This window comes from Amycolatopsis sp. SID8362 (assembly GCF_010550475.1).
Classification (GTDB): domain Bacteria; phylum Actinomycetota; class Actinomycetes; order Mycobacteriales; family Pseudonocardiaceae; genus Amycolatopsis; species Amycolatopsis eburnea.
In genome coordinates this window covers 1-3,201 of record NZ_JAAGNB010001174.1, presented here as the reverse complement: position 1 = coordinate 3,201, position 3,201 = coordinate 1, and the positions used below count along the sequence as shown (strand labels likewise).

Genomic DNA, 3,201 nt, shown 5'->3' with positions numbered 1-3,201 from the left:
GCAGGCGACGCGATCGAGCGCGAGCTGCTGGGGCTGGAAACCACGATGCCCCGGCTGCGCCAGCGGGAGAACTCCGAGCCGGACCGGATCGCCCTGCAGCGCGCGGAAGGCCGGTACCGGGAGCTGTCGCGCGCGCAGCCGGCCGGCCTGTGGGCCGTGCACGTGCTGGTCGGCGGCCCGGACGAGGCGGCGACGCGCGCGGCGGCGGCGTTGCTGTGCAGCGCGAGCGATCTCGACGCGCTGCCGTACGTGCTGACACCGGGCACCGAGTGCGCCGGGCTCGAGCAGATCTGGGGCAAGCCCGTCGAAACCGGCGCGTTGAGCTCGCCGTTCCGGGCGACCGGCGAGCTCGTCGCGGCGGTCGCGCGGCCGCCCCGCCGGGAGCTGCCCGGGATCCGGCTGACGGAGCCGCCGCTGTTCGACGTCACGCCCGAATTCGACGGCGACGTCCCGCTGGGCACGGTGCTCGACGACGCCGACCAGCCCGTCGGCGAGTTCGGCGTCGCGCTGGACACCCTCAACCGGCACACGTTCGTCGCCGGCGCGACCGGTTCGGGCAAGTCCCAGACCGTGCGGCACCTGCTGGAGGGGCTGCACCGCGCCGGGGTGCCGTGGCTGGTGATCGAGCCGGCGAAGGCCGAGTACGCGGCCATGGCCGGGCGGCTCGGCCCGGACGGCCCGGTGACCGTGATCCGGCCGGGTGACCCCACGGCCTACCCCGCCGGGCTGAACCCGCTGGAGCCCGCCGCGGGCTTCCCGCTGCAGACGCACCTGGACCTCGTCCGCGCGCTGTTCCTGGCCGCGTTCGACGCTGACGAGCCGTTTCCCCAGGTGCTGTCCCAGGCGCTGACCCGCTGCTACGCCCGGCAGGGCTGGGACACGGTGACCGGGCGGGTACGCGGGCGGGTCGAGCCGGTGAAGTACCCCGGCCTCGGCGACCTGCAGGCGACCGCGATCGAGGTGGTCGACGGCATCGGGTACGGCAAGGAGGTCGCCGACAACGTCCGCGGCTTCGTCGACGTCCGCATCGGCTCCCTGCGGCTCGGCACGCCCGGCCGGTTCTTCGAGGGCGGCCACCCGCTGGACGTCGCGGCGCTGCTGCGCGGCAACGTCGTGCTGGAGATCGAGGACCTCGGGTCCGACGCCGACAAGGCGTTCTTCATCGGGGCGGTGCTGATCCGCCTGTTCGAGCACCTGCGCGTCCACCACCAGCCGGGCGCGCGCGGGTTGAAGCACGTGCTGGTGCTGGAGGAGGCGCACCGGCTCCTGAAGCGCGCCGAGCCGGGGAGCCCGGCCGAGCACGCGGTGGAGCTGTTCACGTCGATGCTGGCGGAGATCCGCGCGTACGGCGAAGGGATCATCGTCGCCGAGCAGATCCCCGGCAAGATCGTGCCGGACGTCATCAAGAACACCGCGTGCAAGATCCTGCACCGGCTGCCCGCCGAGGACGACCGGCTCGCCGTCGGCGCCACGATGAACCTGAGCGAGGCGCAGTCGCGGCACGTCGTGACGCTGCCGCCGGGCCGGGCCGCGGTGTTCACCGACGGCATGGACCGGCCGCTGCGGCTGCTGATGCCGCTGAACGAGGGTGCCGAGGACGCGTCCGCGGTTTCGAAGGCCCCGGCCGTGGTGGCGCGACGGAGTGTCGCTTGTGGACGGTTGTGCGAGGCGTCGCCGTGCACGTTGGGGCGCCTGAGCGAGGCCGTCCACCGCGCCGACGACGACCCGCGGCTGGTGCTGTGGCTGGAACTGCTGACGGTCGCCCACATCACGGGCCGCCGGGCGCCCGATCCGGACCGGGCCTGGATCGACGAGCTGCGCCGCTCGTTCGACGACCAGACGCTGGAATGCGCTGTGGCGCACCGGATCCAGGCGGCCGTCGACGCGCGGTACGCGGGCATCGCGGAGTACAACTCGCCGGGTGACTTCATCGCGCACCTGGCCGAAAGCGCGTGGCGGACCCTCCGGGGCGAGCCGCACGGGTGCGACGTCCCGGAGGTCAGGTGGCAGGCGGGCACCTACCGCTGGTTCGACGTCCGGCGCGCGTTGAAGACCCCGGGCGACGGACCGCACCCCGACACGGCTTCGTGGGCCGCCCGCGGCCTGGTCCTGGACGGGCGGACGCGCGCCGAGCAGCTGTCCCGGCTGATCGACCGGCCGGACAGCTGGCGCAACGACAACGCGACGGTGATCGGCACGGTGAAGCCGACGCTGATCGAGGTCGCGGCCCGAAAGCTCAGCAGGGAAAAGGATCCGAAGAATCGGCTGCTGAGCGCGGCGGGATTCCTGAACCTGCCCAACAGCTGGGCGGCGGCGGTCCTGCGGCTCGGCGGCGGTTTGGAGTGAGGAAATGAGCGAGACGAGCGACGGACCCACGGAGTCCGACGAGCCCGAAACCCCGCGCGAGGACACCGAACCCCCGGGCGGCGACGGCCCCCAGGAAGCCGACGACGAGAGCGACTCCCCGGACGAGGGCTCGGCTCCGGCAGAGTCCGACCAGCCCGTGTCCGGCGACGGGCCCCAGGAGTCGGCTGATGAGGGGGACGGCGCGGAGACCCCGCGGCAGCCGGCCGACGCGTCGTCGGACACCGGCCCGCAGGAGGCCGACGACGAGCTGGACGACACTGAGCCCCGGCCGGAGCCGAACGACGCCGGCGAGGAGGTTCCGGATCATGCGGACGGTGAGGTGGATGACGCCGAGCATGCGGTTGAGGAGGAACGGCCGGGTGCGGAGGTGGATGGTTCCGCGGGTACCGATGCTGGTGAGCAGGCGGGTGACGCTGATCGTGCGGAGGTGAATGATTCCGCGGGTACCGATGCTGACGATCAGGCGGGTGACACCGATCCTGCGGAGGTGAATGATTCCGCAGGTACCGATGCTGGTGAGCAGGCGGATGACGCTGGTCATGCGGAGGTGAATGATCCCGCGGATACCGACGCTGACGATCAGGCGGGTGCCGAAGTGGCCGACGCTGAGGATCGTGCTGAGGCGGATGACGCTGCTCGGGTGGATGCCGATGCTGATGATGCGAAGGCTGATGCGGACCAGCATGCTGAGGCGGATGACGCTGCTCGGGTGGATGCCGATGCTGATGATGCGAAGGCTGATGCGGACCAGCGTGCCGAGGCGGATGACAGTGCTCGGGTGGATGCCGAGGCCGATGATGCGAAGGCCGATGCAGACCAGCGTGCCGAGGCGGA

The 3,201-nt window shown here is 72.2% G+C and carries 1 protein-coding gene and 1 pseudogene; both read left to right on the top strand.

The window, feature by feature from the left end; genetic code table 11:
* Nucleotides 1–2,346: ATP-binding protein (locus G3I65_RS36760; RefSeq protein WP_160700176.1), on the top strand; the 2,346-nt coding region annotated here is incomplete at its 5' end.
* Nucleotides 2,347–2,350: 4 nt separating this feature from the next.
* Nucleotides 2,351–3,201: pseudogene (locus G3I65_RS36755) on the top strand (hypothetical protein); the annotation flags it as partial.